This window comes from Urechidicola vernalis (assembly GCF_031846385.1).
Classification (GTDB): domain Bacteria; phylum Bacteroidota; class Bacteroidia; order Flavobacteriales; family Flavobacteriaceae; genus Urechidicola; species Urechidicola vernalis.
Map to the genome: position 1 here is coordinate 64444 of NZ_JAVRHV010000002.1, position 18125 is coordinate 82568.

General features: G+C 34.0%; 21 protein-coding genes and 1 tRNA gene. 13 read left to right on the top strand and 9 right to left on the bottom strand.

Going from position 1 to position 18125, the window contains the following annotated elements; genetic code table 11:
• The 4 genes from RM519_RS05515 to RM519_RS05530 form a co-directional block, all read right to left on the bottom strand.
• Window positions 1–510 carry a lactoylglutathione lyase family protein gene (locus RM519_RS05515; RefSeq protein ID WP_311592621.1) on the bottom strand — a complete coding sequence of 170 codons (510 nt, stop codon included), beginning with the start codon at window positions 508–510 and terminating at the stop codon, window positions 1–3.
• An 82-nt stretch (window positions 511–592) separates the two neighbouring features.
• Window positions 593–1228: a peptidylprolyl isomerase gene (locus tag RM519_RS05520; RefSeq protein ID WP_311592622.1), complete on the bottom strand. Its 636-nt coding sequence runs from the start codon at window positions 1226–1228 to the stop codon at window positions 593–595.
• Entirely contained in the window at window positions 1221–2135 is a 915-nt protein-coding gene (locus RM519_RS05525; RefSeq protein ID WP_311592623.1) for a sterol desaturase family protein, read from the bottom strand. Before RM519_RS05525 ends, RM519_RS05520 begins: the two co-directional genes overlap by 8 nt.
• 22 nt (window positions 2136–2157) lie before the next feature.
• A complete protein-coding gene (locus tag RM519_RS05530; protein ID WP_311592625.1) occupies window positions 2158–2619 on the bottom strand; it encodes an Lrp/AsnC family transcriptional regulator in 462 nt (153 codons plus the stop codon).
• Window positions 2620–2789: 170 nt separating this feature from the next.
• Here RM519_RS05530 and RM519_RS05535 point away from each other — a divergent pair, with 170 nt between their 5' ends.
• Together RM519_RS05535 and kbl are read left to right on the top strand one after the other, a co-directional pair.
• Window positions 2790–3746, top strand: coding sequence for an NAD-dependent epimerase/dehydratase family protein (locus tag RM519_RS05535; protein ID WP_311592627.1), 957 nt, complete (start codon window positions 2790–2792; stop codon window positions 3744–3746).
• Window positions 3747–3758: 12 nt separating this feature from the next.
• On the top strand, window positions 3759–4952 hold the full coding sequence (gene kbl, locus RM519_RS05540) for a glycine C-acetyltransferase (RefSeq protein ID WP_311592628.1): 1194 nt from the start codon (window positions 3759–3761) through the stop codon (window positions 4950–4952).
• 85 nt (window positions 4953–5037) lie between these two features.
• Here kbl and RM519_RS05545 read toward each other — a convergent pair whose 3' ends face one another.
• Window positions 5038–6114, bottom strand: a complete 1077-nt coding sequence (locus RM519_RS05545; protein ID WP_311592995.1) for a PA0069 family radical SAM protein — start codon at window positions 6112–6114, stop codon at window positions 5038–5040.
• A 267-nt stretch (window positions 6115–6381) separates the two neighbouring features.
• Here RM519_RS05545 and RM519_RS05550 point away from each other — a divergent pair, with 267 nt between their 5' ends.
• The 4 genes from RM519_RS05550 to RM519_RS05565 all read left to right on the top strand — a co-directional run bounded on the left by RM519_RS05550 (window position 6382) and on the right by RM519_RS05565 (window position 9906).
• Window positions 6382–7416 carry a BLUF domain-containing protein gene (locus tag RM519_RS05550; protein WP_311592629.1) on the top strand — a complete coding sequence of 345 codons (1035 nt, stop codon included), beginning with the start codon at window positions 6382–6384 and terminating at the stop codon, window positions 7414–7416.
• Window positions 7379–7717 carry a hypothetical protein gene (locus RM519_RS05555; RefSeq protein ID WP_311592630.1) on the top strand — a complete coding sequence of 113 codons (339 nt, stop codon included), beginning with the start codon at window positions 7379–7381 and terminating at the stop codon, window positions 7715–7717. Before RM519_RS05550 ends, RM519_RS05555 begins: the two co-directional genes overlap by 38 nt.
• Window positions 7718–7821: 104 nt before the next feature.
• Window positions 7822–8304 (top strand): nuclear transport factor 2 family protein, encoded by a 483-nt coding sequence (locus RM519_RS05560; RefSeq protein ID WP_311592632.1) that lies wholly within the window; start codon window positions 7822–7824, stop codon window positions 8302–8304.
• 177 nt (window positions 8305–8481) lie between these two features.
• A complete protein-coding gene (locus RM519_RS05565; RefSeq protein WP_311592633.1) occupies window positions 8482–9906 on the top strand; it encodes a serine hydrolase in 1425 nt (474 codons plus the stop codon).
• Window positions 9907–9924: 18 nt separating this feature from the next.
• Here the strand turns inward: RM519_RS05565 and aroC are convergent, their stop codons facing one another.
• A complete protein-coding gene (aroC, locus tag RM519_RS05570; RefSeq protein WP_311592634.1) occupies window positions 9925–10989 on the bottom strand; it encodes a chorismate synthase in 1065 nt (354 codons plus the stop codon).
• Window positions 10990–11167: 178 nt separating this feature from the next.
• On the opposite strand from aroC, the gene RM519_RS05575 reads away from it, so the two are divergent.
• From RM519_RS05575 to RM519_RS05585, 3 genes are all read left to right on the top strand, one after another.
• Window positions 11168–11252 (top strand) — tRNA-Ser (locus tag RM519_RS05575).
• 261 nt (window positions 11253–11513) lie between these two features.
• Window positions 11514–12275: an FkbM family methyltransferase gene (locus RM519_RS05580; RefSeq protein ID WP_311592636.1), complete on the top strand. Its 762-nt coding sequence runs from the start codon at window positions 11514–11516 to the stop codon at window positions 12273–12275.
• 76 nt (window positions 12276–12351) lie between these two features.
• Window positions 12352–13044: an SIMPL domain-containing protein gene (locus RM519_RS05585; RefSeq protein WP_311592637.1), complete on the top strand. Its 693-nt coding sequence runs from the start codon at window positions 12352–12354 to the stop codon at window positions 13042–13044.
• A gap of 58 nt (window positions 13045–13102) precedes the next feature.
• On the opposite strand, the gene RM519_RS05590 is transcribed toward RM519_RS05585, so the two are convergent.
• Both RM519_RS05590 and RM519_RS05595 read right to left on the bottom strand, forming a co-directional pair.
• Window positions 13103–13510, bottom strand: a complete 408-nt coding sequence (locus tag RM519_RS05590) for a hypothetical protein (RefSeq protein ID WP_311592638.1) — start codon at window positions 13508–13510, stop codon at window positions 13103–13105.
• The gene (locus tag RM519_RS05595) at window positions 13488–14081 is read right to left on the bottom strand and encodes an RNA polymerase sigma factor (RefSeq protein ID WP_311592639.1); all 594 of its coding nucleotides are present in this window, start codon (window positions 14079–14081) and stop codon (window positions 13488–13490) included. Before RM519_RS05595 ends, RM519_RS05590 begins: the two co-directional genes overlap by 23 nt.
• Before the next feature lie 109 nt (window positions 14082–14190).
• Here RM519_RS05595 and RM519_RS05600 point away from each other — a divergent pair, with 109 nt between their 5' ends.
• From RM519_RS05600 to RM519_RS05610, 3 genes are all read left to right on the top strand, one after another.
• Entirely contained in the window at window positions 14191–15630 is a 1440-nt protein-coding gene (locus RM519_RS05600) for an arylsulfatase (protein ID WP_311592640.1), read from the top strand.
• A gap of 1 nt (window position 15631) precedes the next feature.
• Entirely contained in the window at window positions 15632–15859 is a 228-nt protein-coding gene (locus tag RM519_RS05605; RefSeq protein WP_311592641.1) for a DUF1059 domain-containing protein, read from the top strand.
• A 90-nt stretch (window positions 15860–15949) separates the two neighbouring features.
• Window positions 15950–16294: a DUF6249 domain-containing protein gene (locus RM519_RS05610; protein ID WP_311592643.1), complete on the top strand. Its 345-nt coding sequence runs from the start codon at window positions 15950–15952 to the stop codon at window positions 16292–16294.
• A 75-nt stretch (window positions 16295–16369) separates the two neighbouring features.
• Here the strand turns inward: RM519_RS05610 and RM519_RS05615 are convergent, their stop codons facing one another.
• Window positions 16370–17149: a S1/P1 nuclease gene (locus tag RM519_RS05615; RefSeq protein ID WP_311592644.1), complete on the bottom strand. Its 780-nt coding sequence runs from the start codon at window positions 17147–17149 to the stop codon at window positions 16370–16372.
• Between the two features lie 112 nt (window positions 17150–17261).
• Between RM519_RS05615 and RM519_RS05620 the strand changes: the two genes are divergently transcribed.
• On the top strand, window positions 17262–18122 hold the full coding sequence (locus RM519_RS05620; RefSeq protein ID WP_311592645.1) for an SPFH domain-containing protein: 861 nt from the start codon (window positions 17262–17264) through the stop codon (window positions 18120–18122).
• Window positions 18123–18125: the final 3 nt, after the last annotated feature.

An 18125-nucleotide genomic window follows, 5' to 3' on the forward strand; every position in this document is an offset into this window, starting at 1 on the left:
TTATTCTTGATAAGCTCCTGAAGAGTATGTCAATTCATAACTGTGTGAATATATCTCAAAAACAACTCCAAATGGATCTTCTACATATACCATTTTGTAAGGTTTTTCACCTGGATAATATTCTCTAATTGGCATTCGCTGTTTACCGCCATACGCCACAATTTTTTCTGTTAAACCTTCAATATCTGGGTCTTGAACGCAAAAATGAAAAAGACCTGAATTAAAAGGATTAAATTCGGGTTTCGTGTTTATTGATTGAGGGAAAGAAAACAACTCTATACCAATGCCATCCGAAGTAGACATATGCGCAATTTCAAATGTTTCCCAATCTTCACCAAAAACATCTATACACATAACACCTATAGCAGTATCACTTTCTTTTTGAACTTTAGAAGGAGGCATAATTACATACCACCCCATTACCTCTTCATAAAATTGAACCGCTTTTGTAATGTTAGGTACGGTAATACCAATATGAGAAAACCTTCTCGGATAAGAATTTTTAGACATAGCAATTGTTTTTTTAGTTGAGTGAAAGATACAAAATCCTGTTTTAAAATTTATCCATATTATATGCCCTGATTTCTTTCATTTATTTAAGAATATACGCTTGTTCTATATAATCTAACTTTGGGTATTTGTCTTTTAAAAATGTATTCCCTTTTGATTGTATTACTCCTTGTTCTTTACCAGGAGCTTCACCATATCCCGAATAAAATTTGCGAACAACCCCTTCTCCTTCTACAACTTTTGCAATCACAGGAAAACCTTTAACTCCGGACCATTGCAAGGTATCTAAACGCTTATTATCTTTTAAATTTATATATAATTGCGTACTTCTTGTTTCTACCCCACCTCTAGCAAAGGCTATGGTCATGGATTCATTTGACTGCTTCACCGGTTCATCCGGAATTTTATATTCAGCCCACATTTCATTGTAAAGCGAATCGTTATAAATACCAAATTGCGCAACAAAATCTGGTACTACCCTATAAATAGCAATGTTCTTATAATAATCCCTTCTAATTAATTGATATAATCGATCTACCGCCTTTGGCGATAAAGATCTTGTGGCTTCGATATCGAAATTACCTTGGGTTGTTTCAAAACGTGCTTTAAAAGTTTCTGGTGCCTGTTCTTTAGTCCATCGCTCTCTAAATTGATAAGCACTACATGAGGCTAATACTACTCCTATTAAAAGCGTTACCACTAAAATTCTTTTATTCATTTTTATGATTTTGGGTTTGGTTTGATTTCCATTCTTTTAATAAATCTTCTGATAAAACACCGGTTCCGTCATGTTTCCAGCCTGGTGGTTTGCTAAAATATTTAAATCGATTTAAAAGAGTTGTTTTTGAAGCAATGGCATCTTTTAATAAGGTTCCCCATTCTTTAAATGCAATTAAAATTGGATTGTATGTATTTATGTTTGTTGTTAAGCCATAAATTACTTTTTCTTCTTTTAATTCAGGCTGAAAAGTACCAAACATTTTATCCCAAATAATAAATATACCGGCATGGTTTTTATCTAAATACAAGGGATTACTTCCATGATGAACTCTATGATGTGAAGGTGTGTTAAATATGCCTTCAAACCAACGTGGCATTTTATCAATCAACTCCGTATGAATCCAATATTGATACAATAAACTAATTCCCATTTGGAATAAAATCATTGCAGGATGAAATCCGATGAAGGCTAACCATAAAAAGAAAACGAAAGTGAAGAACCCTCCGGTCCAAGTTTGTCTTAAAGCAGTACTTAAATTGTATTCTTGTGAAGAATGATGTACTACATGCGATGCCCAAAAGAAACGACTCCTATGCCCCATCCTATGCGACCAATAATAAGAAAAATCATCTGCAAAGAGAATCAACAAAAAAGACCACCATGTAACCGGAATCGTAAATAATCTAAAATTTTCATACACAAACATTAACGTAAAAAGCACTAATAATTTACTTATAAAGCCAATAGCAACATTACCAAGCCCCATAGCAATAGAAGTAACAGCGTCCTTTACTTTGTATTTTTTAGGCTGATGTTTAGCAATGATCAAACCTTCAATAACAACTGTTAATGCAAAGAATGGAATAGCATATAATATGATGTTTGGAAAATGGGGTGAATCCATCTACTTTTTGTTTTTAAAAATACTAAATATAATAACCTGTTGTATGATGAATTTCTTTTAACACGAAATAACTTTCAAGTATTCCAATATTCTCAATTTTTGACAATTTAGAACGAACAAAATCGTGATACAATTCCAATCCTTCTAAATTTATCTTTAAAAAAAAATCTACTTTACCTGCCATATGATAACACTCCTGCACTTCGCCAAGGGCCTTTATTTGCCTTTCAAATTTATCAATAAATCCTTCGTTATGGTAACGCAATGTAACCATACAAATAGCAGTAATAGGTTTGTTTATTTTCTTTTTGTCTAACAGCGCAACGTACTTTTTAATATATCCCTTCTTCTCTAATTTTTTTATGCGCTCGTGTACAGGAGATGCAGAGAGACTTATCAAATCGGCTATTTCTTTGGTGGTTTTTTTCGAGTCGTTCTGTAAAATCCTCAAAATTCTTAAATCAATGTCATCTAATACTTCCATAAGGCAGTTAAAATTTCTTTAAAATGAAATATTTTCAAAGAGTAAAAGTAGTTAAAACTTTAAAATAATATTTTAAAAGGATAAAATACTTTAATTACCCTATTTAACAGTTTATATGGTTGTGCTAGTTGAATCAGTCGTAAATTTATACTTTCAAATCACTTATTACTATGTCGTCTGAAACCGTTTTAATAATTGGAGCAAAAGGACAAATTGGCTCTGTGCTCACAAAGGAATTACAACTTAAATTTGGAATAGAAAATGTCGTCGCTTCTGACTTAAGAGAAGACACAGAATTCATCGGTCATTTTGAAGTTATTGATGCCACCGATTTCGATAGAATTGAAGCCGTTGTTAAACAATATGGAATTACTCAAATTTATCATTTGGCTGCCATATTATCAGCAAAAGGAGAAGAAAACCCACTGCTTACCTGGGAAATAAACATGAAAACGATGTTTAACGTTTTTGAGGTTGCTAGGAAAAACAGTGTTCAAAAAGTATTTTATCCAAGTTCTATTGCTGTATTTGGTGATGCAGCACCACCAGATGCTACACCGCAATCAACCTATTTAAACCCATCAACCGTTTACGGAATTAGCAAATCGGCCGGAGAGAATTGGTCAGAGTATTATTTCAATCGTTATGGGTTGGACATTCGCTCAATTCGTTATCCTGGAATTATCGGCTATCAATCATTACCTGGTGGAGGAACAACGGATTACGCTGTAGATATTTATCATAAAGCGGTAAATGAAGAAGATTTTTCATGCTTCTTAGATAAAGATTCTATGTTGCCTATGATTTTTATGAATGATGCCATAAGAGCAACCATAGAATTAATGGATGCTCCAAAAGAAAGTATAAAAACAAGATCGTCATATAACTTAGCCGGAATGAGTTTTGCACCCGAAGAAATTGCAAATGCTATTCAAAAAATACTTCCTAACTTTAAGATTTCATATGCGCCAGATTTCCGTCAAGAAATTGCGGCTAATTGGCCAAGAAGCATTGATGATTCTGATGCAAGAATAGATTGGGGTTGGAAACCACAATACGACTTAGATGGTATGACAAAAGTGATGCTAGAAAAACTGAAAGAACAATATTCAACATTAAACTACTAAAAATACATTAACATGTACGGAGCTATAAAAGAACATTTACAAAAAGAACTTCAAGGCATAGAAGATGCTGGTTTATATAAAAAAGAGCGTATTATAACGACTTCTCAAGATGCCGTTATAAAAGTTTCTACCGGAGAAGAGGTTATTAATTTTTGTGCAAACAACTATTTAGGGCTATCTAATAACAAAGAAGTTATTCAAGCCGCCAAAGACACTTTAGACACACATGGTTTTGGAATGTCTTCTGTTCGATTTATTTGTGGTACACAAGACATCCATAAGCAATTAGAAGAAAAAGTTGCTGAGTTTTTCCATTGTGAAGATACGATTCTTTATGCGGCCGCTTTTGATGCAAACGGAGGTGTATTTGAGCCATTGCTAACCAAAGAAGATGCGATTATTTCAGATTCTTTAAATCATGCTTCTATTATTGACGGTGTTCGCTTGTGCAAAGCAGCACGCTACCGTTATGCAAATAATGATATGGAGGCCTTAGAAGCACAATTAATCGAAGCCAATAAACAACATCACCGATTTAAAATTATTGTTACGGATGGCGTGTTTTCGATGGATGGTATTGTAGCACAATTAGATAAAATTTGTGACTTGGCCGATAAGTATGATGCCTTAGTAATGGTTGATGAATGCCATGCTTCTGGGTTTATTGGAAAAACCGGAAGAGGAACCATTGAGTTGAAAAACGTACTAGGTCGTATTGATATTATTACCGGAACTTTTGGAAAAGCCTTAGGTGGCGCCATGGGCGGATTTACAACTGGTAAAAAAGAAATAATTGATATGCTACGCCAGCGCTCTAGACCTTATTTATTTTCAAATTCTTTAGCCCCTGCCATTGTTGGTGCTAGTTTAAAGGTTTTTGAAATGTTAGAAAGAGACACTTCATTACGTGACAAATTAGAAGAAAACACCAATTACTTTAGAAGTAACATGGAAGCCGCAGGATTTGATTTAGTTGGTGCAGATGCTGCTATTGTTCCGGTAATGTTGTATGACGCTAAGTTATCCCAAACGATGGCGAATAAATTGTTAGATGAAGGTATTTATGTAATCGGGTTTTTCTTTCCGGTAGTGCCAAGAGAACAAGCGAGAATTCGTGTGCAATTATCTGCTGCACATACAAAAGAACATTTAGATAAAGCCATTGCAGCCTTTACAAAAGTAGGTAAAGAATTAGGCGTTATTTAGGTTGTAATCCTGAGCTTGTAGAAGAATCTCTCGTCGTAAGGTAAGGGACTGAGCGCACTTGCAGACAACGTTATAAATATTACACTTAAAACAACTTCATTTGGGCATCGCCCAAAGATTTATCGAACAAATCATAATTTAGCGGAGGCATGCACACCTCCGCTAAATATTTTTTCTTGGCCAATCTAAATTGCAAGGCTACCTGTTCTGCTATTTTACCCTCCCCTTTCATTCTAACTCCAAATCTAGAATCGTTTAAAGATCCACCATGTACTTCTTTAATTTGATTGATAATTTTTGAAGCCCTATCTGGTAAGGTTTTTTGCACCCAATCTGTAAACACCTCGCCAATGGTACCATTTAATCGCACCATGGTATAGGCTACTGATTTTGCACCTAGTGTGCTCACCGTTTCCACCATATTAAATACTTCATGATTATTTAAACCAGGAATTATTGGTGCCATCATTACATTAACCGGAATCCCGTTTTTAGACAACGTTTCCAACGTTTTTAATCGTTGTTTTATACTCGATGTTCTCGGTTCTAATAGTCGTCTAGTATCTTCAGATAGTGATGTGATTGATATGGCCACGTGTACCAAATTTAAGGCAGCCATTTTTTTCAAAATATCCAAGTCGCGCAAGACCAAACTATTTTTTGTAATGATGCTTACCGGGTGCTTATATTTTAACAATACCTGTAACATAGACCGCGTGATTTCTAATTTCCGTTCTATGGGTTGATAGCAATCTGTATTGCCTGAAAACATAATGTTTTCTGCTTTCCAATTTCTGCTTGTTATTTTCTTTTCTAATAATTCGGCAGAATTTTGTTTGAATAATATTTTCTTTTCAAAATCTAAGCCCGCATCATAGCCATAATATTCGTGCGAATTCCTTGCATAACAATAAATACATCCATGCTCACAACCCTGATATGGATTCATAGAGTATGCCATGCCAATATCTGTACTCGTTACTTTATTCAGAATCGATTTTGGAAATATTTCTATGTATTGTGTTCTATTACTCTGGGCAGGCTCACCTTCTATATGTGCATAGTTTAAATACTCATCTTCTACCACATGGCTATGCTGTAAAAAGCGGTTTTGCACCTGTTTTTGTGCACCGCGGCCTTTTATAAAATCTTGCTTTTTGATGCACTAAAATTACAAGAGAACAGCTTGATAAACTAAAATTGTGAATAAGTATATTCAATTTTTATACTCATTCAATTTGTAAGAAAAAAAGGCTAACTTAGCTCAACAACTTATTTAATCAATAAAAATTGACCATATCAAAAACGTTTGCCTCCATTTAAAAAAATGAAATGATCCATTTTTATAGAAGAATTAGGCAAAATTGTTAATTTGAAAAAGGCTTAACAAACATTGATCTCACGTCATTTGAAAGATTTAACTGAAAAAATGAAAAGAATCACTTATATAAGCAAATTGACATATACACTTACCAATAAAGAAATAGAACAGATCGGTAAAATTTCAGTCCGAAATAACCGACTGATTAATATTACTGGTACATTAGTGTTTTTTGAAAAAATGTTTTTTCAAATTATTGATGGGAGTGATAAAGATGTTGAAAACTTATATAACAAAATTGGACGTGATAAAAGACATTACGACATTTTAAAGTTGAAAACTGAAGTTGATATAAATGAAAGACTTTTTCCTAATTGGCATATGAATACAATCAACCTTAATAATAATGTTGATGATTTATTACGACCAATTAAAATTTTACTCCAGTCGGTGACCGAAACTCATTCAATTATAGAGCGTTATACTCAACCAACTATTCTAAAAATACTCAATAAGGGTCAAAACCCTCTTTCCATAAAGCCTGTTGCTAGCGAAAAGGTTATTCTTTTTGCAGACATTATTTCCTTTACGGCTATAAGTGAAAAATTGAGTTCGGAAGCAACTCTCTTAGTTCTAAATTCATACTTTGAAATTTGCAGCCGTATTATCCTTAAGAAAGGTGGAGAGGTTAATAAATTTATGGGTGATGGGTTAATGGCATATTTTAAAACTGAAGATGTAGATAATGCACTTAAAGCCTGTATGGAGATAATGAATGAGTTAAGAAATTTGCGACAAAATTCTGATGAAAATTCACCTCTTAAATTAGTGAAATCTGGTTTTGGACTCGATCAAGGAATAGTTATTGAAGGTAATATGGGTTCTAAATACAAGAAAGATTATACTATCATTGGTAATGCTGTGAATACTGCCGCTCGATTGGAAAAATTGACACGACAGGTTAAACATTCTTTAGTTTTATCGAAATCAATTAAAAACAATTCGAAAGAACCGTGGTCTTTTGTTAGCCTTGGAAAATTTAACTTGAAAGGACAAAAAAACACTAGTGAAGTTTTTTCTATTGACAACAACATTGTCAATAATTATGATGAAAATAGTAACTTTAAACGAAAAATTGAGTAAAGAAACAGAAGATTTAATTTCACTAGAATTTGAGCCATTATTAACTCCAGATGTTAGAGTTTATGACAAAATAGAAGAATTTAGAAAATTTAAGTATGTTTCAGTAATACTTCATCTAAAAGTTGATTTATTCAATAACCAAAAAGACTTGAATAAAATGAAACCTGAAATCAACAAATTACTTTTGAACATTTTTCCCGAGCGAACATTTATTGGTAGAGTTAAATACGTTTATAAAGAAAAGGGAAGAATGCAAACCGAAACAAATTACATGAACTGGAGAATAATTGATGGACTTTAAAAGACAGCTCACAACACAGACTATTTCTCATTGTGGTATTAGGACAAAAAAGAATACATTTAACAAACCAAACGGCTGATTCCGTAAATATGAAAACTCGAAAAATGAAATATTTAATTTTACTAGTCGCCATATCTTTTGTTTCGTGCACTGATCGAATACAATTTGACAGGGACAAGGAAACAAAGGTTATTTTGCAATTGCATAACGCGCAGCGTGGTTATCATTTTGATAAGGATTCAATTTCTTTTGCCAATCAACTTTCTGAAAACTTTGTTTCGGTTAATAGAGGAATTATTTCAAAACCTAAAAAAAGTGAAACAATAGCAAGATACAATAGTTATTTTTCATCGGTTGAATTTGTAAAATGGGACGACGTTACAAAGCCCATTATAAAATTTTCTGAGAATGGAACACTTGCCTATACTATTGTAGATAAAATAGTAAAAGTTGCCTATAAAGACCAGACAGGAAAAACTATTGAAGATGAAACCCATTTTGCTTGGACCGCCATTTATAAAAAGTATGGAAATGAATGGAAAATTGATGCTGTTATATCAACTGAAAAACCGAGTGATACAGAATGAAACTAAAAGACCGTGACTAACTGAGGCTATAATTCATTGTAGTATCGGAATGAAGATAGTAACTTTAAATAAAAATTGTAAAACCAAAACAACTTACATTTTTGCTAGGTTAAAATTTTCAGGATTTCAAGTCGAACAAATCTAATACTTTACCGATATCCACTTTAATCATTCAATATGAAAACATTTATACCAATTCTCCTTCTTTTACTTCTAGCTAGTTGTACGCAAACTAAAAAAAACAATAAGCTTCTGGATGAAAAGATAGCAAGAATAGAAAATGGGCTACAGCCAAATCTTCAAATTAAAGGAGATAGTATACCAAACTATAATATTGAAGAAAGGTTAAAAGAGTTGGGGATTCCTGGAGTAAGTATTGCCGTTATAAATAATGGTGAAATTGAATGGGCGAAGGGCTACGGAATGGCCGATAGTTTAGAAAATCGTTCTGTTACCAGCGAAACCATGTTTCTTGCCGGATCGATCAGTAAACCAGTCGCAGCATTAAGAGCACATCAACTTGCTGAACAAAAGTTGATAAACTTAGACTCAAATGTTAACAATTACCTCTCTAGCTGGAAACTACCCGAGAATTCATTTACTGAGAAAGAAAAGGTAACCACTCGTAGAATCTTAAATCATACAGCCGGATTAACCGTTTGGGGGTTCCCTGGATATGACAAGGGAGATGCAATACCTAGCGTAGCAGACGTTTTGGATGGTAAAGGAAATACGGATTCGGTACGAGTTTACAAAGAACCAGGTGAAAGTTGGATGTATTCTGGAGGAGGATATACAATTATGCAACTTATGATTACCGATGTTGAAGAAAAACCTTTTGCCGAAATAATGCAATCGAACGTATTAGACCCAATGGGTATGACATTGAGCACTTTTGAAAATCCCTTACCACAAAAATTCCATTCAATAGCTGCAACGGGTTATAGAGCCAGTGGCGAAGAAGTTGAAGGCAAATGGCCAATATATCCTGAAACGGCAGCGGCAGGTCTCTGGACTACTCCATCTCAACTTATACTTTGGGCTAAGGAAATTCAAAAAATACAACAATCACAATTAGATGGATTGTTAAAGACCGAGACCGTTAATGAAATGTTGACTGCAGGTATGAATGGACATGGCCTTGGCCCTGGCGTTAATGAATACACATATGGACATGGTGGTGCCGATGAAGGATTTCGAGCACGTCTTGTAGCCTGGAAAGAACATCCTGTAGCTGTTGTTATAATGGTCAATTCAGACAATGGAAGCATTATTCAAGAAATTCTATTGAGTTTGGCTAAAGAATATAACTTACCTGGAATAGATCCAAAAACGAGAGTTGTTAAAACTCAAACAGAAGAGCAACTTAAAAGGTTCGTAGGAAAATATAACTTCCCAGAATTAGGTGATTCAGAAATTCGTATAAAAAACAATGCACTTGAAGTTTCAGCAAATTTTCTAGATGACCCCATCTTGATTCTTCCAGAATCTGACAGTATATTTTTTGATAAAACTGACGGCGAATACTTTACATTTATCATTAATGAAGGAAAGGCTCAAAGTATTAAGGTACAAAGATTTAACGCTACTCGAATTGAATAAAACTTCGGTCATAAATTTTTAAATTTTTGTAGTCTTATCTAACAAATAAAAGTCTACTAATACTAATGCAGCCATTGCCTCTACAATTGGCACGGCTCTTGGCACTACACAAGGATCGTGTCTTCCTCTACCTTGCATTTCAACCACATTACCTTCGCTGTCTATGGTATCTTGTTTTTGAATTAGAGTAGCGACAGGTTTAAAAGCCACTCTAAAATAAATATCCATTCCGTTACTTACTCCACCTTGAATTCCGCCAGACAAGTTTGTTTTAGTAGAACCATCTTGGTTAAACTGGTCGTTATGTTCACTACCTTTCATTTTAGTACCACAAAAGCCACTACCATATTCAAAACCTTTCACAGCATTGATAGATAGCATTGCCTTTCCTAATTCGGCATGCAGTTTGTTAAAAATAGGTTCTCCCAATCCAACAGGCACGTTTTGAATCACGCATGTAATCGTACCTCCAATAGTATCACCTTGTTTTTTAATTTCTTTGATATGTTGAATCATATCTTCTGCAACGTCTTGCTCTGGGCAACGAATTGCGTTTGACTCGATCAAAGAAAAATCTAAATCTTGGTAAGGTTTATTTATAGTAATCTCTCCAACAGAAGAGGTAAATGCATTAATTTTTATTTGTGATATCAATTGTTTGGCTACAGCCCCAGCCACTACCCAATTGGCTGTTTCACGAGCCGATGTACGTCCGCCACCTCTATGATCTCTAACGCCATATTTTTTATTATACGTATAATCGGCATGCGATGGTCTAAACACATCTACATTGTGCGTGTAATCTTTACTTTTCTGATTGGTGTTTTGTATCACAAATCCAATAGAAGTCCCGGTAGTTTTTCCTTCAAAAACCCCAGATAAAAATTGTACTTCATCTGGTTCTTTTCTTGCTGTTACAATAGCCGATTGTCCTGGTCTTCTACGATTTAATTCTGCTTGTACGGCCTCTAAATCTAATTCCAATCCAGCAGGACACCCATCAATAACACCTCCAATTGCAGCGCCATGTGACTCTCCAAAAGTGGTTAATTTTAAAAGATTTCCAAAGGTATTGCTCGCCATAATTGTAAATTTTGAACAAAAGTAAGAAACTGTTATAAATTGTTAGGCTATATGTCACAAATAATTGCCAATAGTTCAATAAGTTTTTTTTCGAAAAAATATTCTAAAAAAGTTTGAGCAAAAGGAAAAAGCATCATATATTTGCACCCGCATTCAGGGAATACCTGATGAGGCTTCTGGAGAAATGGCAGAGTGGTCGAATGCGGCAGTCTTGAAAACTGTTGACTGTAACAGGTCCGGGGGTTCGAATCCCTCTTTCTCCGCAAACAAGCGCAAGGCTTGAAATAAAAATCCACCAAGTTTTACTTGAGTGGATTTTTTAATTTTAAGAATTTGGCATTTGCAAAATGCAATAAGAGGGAGATTGGAACAAAATCCCTCTTTCTCCGCAAAAGAAAACCGAAACGAAAGTTTCGGTTTTTTTATGCTCACCTTTTACCTAAATACAACTCTAATTCTCGTGCACTATATCACTCAATCCATCTATAAAAATTAACTATATTCGCAATCATCAAATTAATCAAATGGGAATCATAGATAAATATTTTGGAGGCAAAGTAGCGCTGAGCAAAGTGAACAAGGTTGATAAAAGCCTTAACAACCAAACATTGAATGCGGCAATAGCATTTAATAAATATGGTGCTTACTGTGTTCCTGCCTCTACACAACACGGCGTGTTAACTCAAAAAATTCTTCAAGGTGATGTGTACGAACCAGATACTATTGAGTTTATGAGAAATAATGTAAAAGGAGGTGACATTATTCATTCCGGAGCATGTTTCGGTGATTTCTTTCCTGGCCTTTCGACAGCCATGCGTCCTGATGCTAAAATTTGGTCATTTGAACCAAGTAGAGAAGGATTTAGATGTGCAGAAATAACAATGCTTCTCAATAACATTACAAACATTACGCTTTCACCAAAAGGACTGGGGGAGAAAAGTTCTTCAGAACGCTTAAACACAAAAGATAAATCTGGAAAAAGCATGGGTGGTGCAAGTACCATTGTTCCCAAATCTCAAAAAGGAGAATTTGAAGAAATTGAAATTGTAGCCATAGATGACGTGATTCCAGAAGATAGAAATATTTCTATTTTACAATTAGATATTGAAGGATTTGAAGAACAAGCTATAAAAGGCGCTATTAAAACTATAACACGTTGTAAGCCAATTTTAATATTAGAAGACAATAAGGATATCGGAAAATCTGACTGGTTTAAAACCAATATTTTATCGTTAGGATATAAATTCAAGAAAAACTTACATTATAATAAATTACTTATTGCTTAATGATAAAAGAAAGTTAGTCAGTGTTCGTTGGCATTAATGTTGTAGTGGTTGGTTAAACAATAAAAACATCTTAAAAATGAAATCACTTTTTATAAACATTATCACCCTATTAATTATTCAACAAGCTTTTTCTCAAAATAAAAACTTCATTGACCAACCATATTTAGAAACCTCTGCCAAGGTTGATACGCTAGTTGTACCTGATAAAATTTACTTAACCATTTATCTCTCAGAACAAGATTCAAAAGGAAAAACGTCTATTGAAATTCAAGAAAATAAAATGGCCAATGCGTTAAAGAATCTCAACATTAATATTGACGAACAACTCTCGTTAAGTGATTTATCATCAAATTTTAAAAAATATTTTTTGAAACAAAAAGATATTCATAAAGCAAAATCTTATTCGCTAATAGTCTATGATGCGTTAACCGCCGGAAAAGTAATCTTGGCGTTAGAAAAAGAAAAAATATCGAATGTTGGAATTGAAAAATTAAGTTATTCAAAAATTGAAGACTTAAAATTGAATCTAAAATCAAAGGCAATACTTAAAGCAAAGCAAAATGCAATTGCACTTACCCAACCACTTGGTCAGAACATTGGAAACGCAATTCACATAACAGATCAATTTCAGAACTTTCGATATAGAAACGAGAAAGAATCTTCCATCAAAATTAAGGGAAGTTCCTTTCAAGATTCTCAACCTTTAGATATTGAATTTGAAAAAATAAGAGTAGAAAGTACTGTTTCCGTAAAATTCGCCTTGGAATAAAATAGAAAAAGCCTTGAGAAATCAAGGCTTTTTCTATTTTATATAACTACTTTATTTTTTATCCCTTAGAATAATAATTCTTGATATACCCTATTTGTACACTGATCATAATAGCTAAAAACACAAATGCATAAATGGTAACATTTGAAGTTGTGAACCCTAAAGAATATTCAAACGACAATCCATTTGTATAGGTTCCAAAATCTATTTTAGAAAGTAAACTATTTTCTGCAATCGTGGTGTTTTTCAATAAATAAACCGTTGCTGCAATAATAACCCCAACAAACAACAACCAAGTTCTTTTAGAAATAAGTGGCTGACTTCTTTTTAATTCTTTCGCTTGCTCAACAGCATAAATTGCATCCATTACATTTTTAGAAAAATCTAATGATGGTTTTTCTTCTGGCAAATCATTTACCATTTTCTTGGTAAATAGATCTAAATTATCCTTTGGCTCTTTGTTCATAATGACTGTAAATTTCATGCTCAACCGAGTTCTTAAAAATACTAAATAATTTCTTACGCGCTCTGTGTAATTTCACTTTGATGTTACTCGCTGTTAATTGAGTAATCTCTTCAATCTCTTTCAAACTTTGTTCTTCAAAATAGAACAAATGAACAATTACGCGCTCTTCATCAGGTAATTGATTCATACAACCCTGAATAATTTCACTTCGCTCTTTACGCTCAATACCTTCAAAAATATGTTCTACGGCTTCCAACTCGTTAGAGGTAACATCGTTAATCTCTACATTGTTATTAAACTTCACATTTCCTTTAATTCTATCTAAACAGGTATTGTACGCAATGCGATACATCCACGTAGAGAATTTGGAATCGCCTTTAAATTTGGCAATTGATTTGTAGGCTTTTACAAAAGTGTCTTGCGCCACTTCCTCGGCCTCTTCTCTATGCTTTAACATTTTTAATGACAGTGCAAACACCATATTTTGGTAGCGTTGCACAAGTATCCCAAAAGACTGGGCGTCTCCGGCCAATACTTTTTCTATATAAAACAGGTCATTTTGATGTTCCATCGCTATTAAGACGATTACGCTTTTGTAAAGGTTACGAAAGTTACAAAGTATTTTTTCTAAATCTGATTATTTCGTATTTTCGTTAGCATCTAAATTGAAAATACAAACTATGAAAACTAAACTAATTATACTAGCAGTACTTGCTTTCTCTTTTAATTCAATAAAATCATACGCTCAAGAAAAACCCAATATCGTCATTGTGTTTTTAGACAATTTTGGATATGGAGAACCTGGTTTTAATGGTGGAGGAATTTTAAGAGGAACCGAAACACCAAGAATGGATCAACTAGCCGATGAAGGATTGAGACTCACAAATTTCAACGTAGAAGTACAATGTACACCATCTAGATCGGCATTGATGACAGGTCGTTATGCAATAAGAAGTGGTAATGGGACCGTACCTATGGGAGAAGGTGTCTACGGTTTGGTACAATGGGAAAAGACAATGGCCGAAATGCTATCAGATTCAGGTTATGCAACAGGTATGTTTGGAAAATGGCATTTAGGGAGAACAGAAGGGCGTTTTCCTACAGATCAAGGGTTTGACGAATGGTATGGAGTTCCAAATTCTACAGATGAGTCTACGTATACATCTTTGGATGGATTCGCAGAAAGCGGCGTTATTCCGACCTATGTAATGGAAGGTAAAAAAGGAATAAGTCCAGAAAAAGTTAAAATCTATGATTTAGATTACAGACCACTCATTGATCGGGACTTAACAGATAAGGCCATGGATTTTATGGAGCGCAAATCGAATGAAGACAAACCTTTCTTTGTGTATTTACCGTATACAGCCACCCACTTCCCTACAATGCCACATCCAGATTTTAAAGGAAAAACAGGTAATGGCCCTTGGGCAGATTTATTGCTACAAATAGATTCTTATACTGGTGAATTGGTAGATAAAATTGAGGAACTTGGAGAAACGGACAACACACTATTTATTTTCACAGCAGATAATGGTCCTGAAGCCTTAAATTTTGACAGTACTAGTTTAACTGTTGAAACCGCTGCTCATGGCTCTCCGGGCCCCTGGAGAGGAACCCTATTTACCGGATTTGAAGGCGCCTTAAGAGTACCGTTTGTTGCAAAATGGCCTGGAAAAATTGACGCAGGTAAATCGAGCGATGAAATTGTACACGCCATGGATTTATTCCCTACAATTGCAAAAATTGCAGGCGGAACAGTTCCTCAAGATAGAGTTATTGACGGGATTGAAATGAGTGATTTCTTTTTAAGCAAAAAAAACAATTCTGGCAGAGAAGGTTTTATAGTTTATATGGGTAACGACATTTTTGGCGTAAAATGGAAGAATTGGAAATTACATTTTAAAGAGCAAAACTCTTGGAATAGTGTTTTGAACAACTACACCATGCCAAAATTGTATAATTTATACACAGATCCACAAGAAAAAGACAATGTACTCTTTCCACATACCTGGGTACCTAAAGTAGCTTTGGGCCAATTAACAGAACATGTAATTTCACTAAAACAAAACCCTCCTATTAAAGCGGGTCAAAAAGACCCATATCAACCTAAAAGTAATTAAAATGAAAACGATGACTTGCAAACAATTAGGAGGTTCATGTGATGAAGAATTTCATGCAACAACTTTTGATGAGATTGAAAAGCAAAGTAAACAACACGGCATGGAAATGCTCCTACAAGGGGATCAAACACATTTAGACCCTATGCATAAAATGAAAAATCTTATGACTAGCCCCGAAAAAATTCGGGAATGGTTTAATAGCGAGCGTAAGGAATTTGATGCTTTATAATTTTTTTTATGATTTTTTGTAACCTCAACTTAAATGGTATCGTCCTAATAGTGAAACACATTAAAACAATCATTTAAAAAACAATTTATCATGGGATCAGAAGTAATTATAGTACCTATCATTTTTGGAATATTTTTCGGAATCGTTTATTTATTCTTTTCAACTAGAAATAAAGAGCGTATGGCGCTAATTGAAAAAGGTATAGGAGCTGAAATTTTTAATAAAGGGAAACAGAGAACTGCACCTATTTGGAAAGTATTTATTTTAAATTTAGCAGTATTATTAATGGGCATTGGAATTGGTGTATTTATTGCAATGTTGTTAGATCAATATACTAATTTAGGCGAAGGAATCTATCCTGCCGTAATATTTACGACTGCTGGTGCTGGCCTTTTTGTAGGGTTCAACCTTACGAAAAACTTAGATAAAGAATAACCAAACTAATTAACTCAACCAAAAAGAGGCATTATCGGTAACGAAAATGCCTCTTTTTATTTATGTCTGTATCGCTTAAAACAAATCGTTTAGCACTTTTGCCAAACGAATCCCGCCTTTTTGCATTTGCGTTCTTGCCGTTTCTAAATACTCATAAGAATAACGATATCTTAAATTCTCTCCTTGTTCAGCAGAACCATATACTTCTTTGGTCAACTCATGCACTTCATTTACCCAATCAACAACAGTTCCTTGCTGCAATGCCGCAACTTGATTTTTTGACAACCTATCTGCATTCTTAGCCAATTCTATATAACTCATAGAATAACCATCAATCATATCGCTATCCCAAACTCTGTGCAAATTAGAATCTTTGTAAAACCATTTTACTTTAAAATCGTTTCCTCCTTTATCCTCTTTTAATCCTATATGCATAGGTTGGTGTAAATCCCCTACTAAATGCACTAACATTTTTAAATGAAAAGCTTTGTCTTCCTTAGATGCGTTTTCATCTGAAATCACTTGCTTACACTTTGCAATTCCAGAAACTAAATCACCTTCAGGGTTTTTCTCAGCGGCAGCATAATCCTGATCCATATCCATGTTTATATAGTGCCATGTATAATATTTATTATACTTTTTATCTGATTTAATCTCATCGGCATAGGTAGATACAAATGCCAATGATTTTCCATTTAACAACTTATCTATCGCTTTTGACGCCTTTTTTGTTAAGTGCTTTTGAGCAATTTCTCCAACAACTCTATGTCCTGTTTGTCCCCATCTTTTATACGATGTTAATGGTAACGCCAACAAAACAACTAACCCAAGTACTAATAATCTATTTACTCTCATGTGATTTATTTTTCAGCTAATTTAAAAATAATTATGCGTAAACATTTGGAAATGAATAAAATTATTTGATATATTTGTGATATCATTTTAATATCACTTTAAAACTACTTATATGAAAGAAGAAAAAAACATCAAAGTATCGAATGGCTATTTTATGCTAGTCATAGTTTTTATACTAATCGCTAATTTAATTTTCGGAATAACACAGGGAAATCCTTTTATGATTATTCCATCAATCATTTTATTTTTTGTATTCCTTCCTGGCTTCTTTATTGTAGCCCCAAATACATCAAAAGTTATTTTATTATTTGGAAAATACATTGGCACAGTAAGAGAAAATGGATTCTATTGGGCAAATCCACTTTACAAAAAGAGAAAAATCTCTTTACGAGCAAGTAATTTTGACAGCGAACGTGTTAAGGTTAACGATAAATTAGGAAACCCAATTATGATCAGTACAATTTTAGTTTGGAAAGTTAAAGACACTTTTAAAGCTGCTTTTGATGTAGATAATTATGAAAACTTTGTACGTGTACAATCGGATGCTGCAGTTCGTAAGTTGGCTAGTTTATATCCATATGACAATTTTGCCGATGAAGGACATGATGAAGACATTACCTTAAGAGCTAGTGTTAATGAAGTTAGTGAGGCTTTAGAACAAGAATTAGCTGAAAGATTGGCAATGGCCGGAATTGAAGTATTAGAAGCACGAATTGGATACTTGGCATATGCACAAGAAATAGCAAATGCTATGCTTAAAAGACAACAAGCAACTGCTATAATTGCTGCACGTCATAAAATTGTTGAAGGCGCCGTTAGTATGGTTGAGATGGCTTTAGACGAGTTAAGTAAAAAGGAAATTGTAGAATTAGACGAAGAACGCAAAGCAGCAATGGTTAGTAATTTAATGGTTATCCTATGTTCTGATAAAGAGGTTGCTCCAGTGTTAAATACAGGTACTTTAAATCACTAGAAT